This window comes from Photorhabdus stackebrandtii, from assembly GCF_011189495.1.
Classification (GTDB): domain Bacteria; phylum Pseudomonadota; class Gammaproteobacteria; order Enterobacterales; family Enterobacteriaceae; genus Photorhabdus; species Photorhabdus khanii.
Window position 1 is genome coordinate 1 of sequence record NZ_PUJV01000148.1, and the last position, 857, is coordinate 857.

An 857-nucleotide genomic window follows, 5' to 3' on the forward strand; every position below is an offset into this window, starting at 1 on the left:
CTTGTTCAAACAGGCAATACATCGCTTTTTTACGGAAATATTACCGGAACTGGCCGGGAACTTGTCGTGCCGTATTAATGACAACTTCCAGGTTCTGAATCCTGCATCTTCAAGTTAAGTGGGTATAGATGGTAATAAAAACCTGATGAAATATAGTGAACTTCCTGATGAGAAAGATATGAACGATTTTGATAAGTGATTTAAATTCAAGATCTAGATATTTTAGCCTGTTACTATGAATATCAACTGAAATGCGTGATTCATAAATATAAGAGAAGGGCAGATTGTTATTTTTGTTGCCGAGTTCCAGCCCGTAGGGTGTTTGTATATAGCAATCCTACAATCAAAACCGCTTACATAACATTATTTTTCCAAGGAAATCTTAGCAGAGTCGTGCGAAATTACCTTCCATGAATAAATTTTTAATGCTCTTAATACAAGAGTAAAAATAGAATAATATTCCCCATATAACTTGAACTAAAAGGCGATTATTCACTAACCATCAACTTTACAGTAAAGCCATTCTAAACGAATCTAGCTGATGATCTCCACGAACTGAGTCTTCTGAAAAAACTCTGAATACCTCAAGAAACTTTAATTCTCTTTTTAATATCACAGTCGCAGAAACCCATATTTTTTCTGATGTTCACAACACAGAGAAACCACATTGAAATTAGTTATCAGAAAAGAGTTTCCAAGCTCAGATTATCACTGTGTAATAAGAAAAATTCCCTGAAACGCAAAAACCCCCAGCAGGCGCTGAGGGTTTCTACTTCAATTAAAGCCTGGCAGTTCCCTACTCTCACATGGGGAGACCCCACACTACCATCGGCGCTACGGCGTTTCACTGCTGAGTT

General features: G+C 37.1%; 1 rRNA gene and 1 pseudogene. One reads left to right on the forward strand and one right to left on the reverse strand.

From position 1 onward, the window contains the following. Positions 1-118: pseudogene (locus C5470_RS22070) on the forward strand (IS630 family transposase); the annotation flags it as partial. 665 nt (positions 119-783) lie between these two features. Here C5470_RS22070 and rrf read toward each other — a convergent pair. Further along, positions 784-857 (reverse strand): 5S ribosomal RNA (gene rrf, locus C5470_RS23910); the annotation flags it as partial.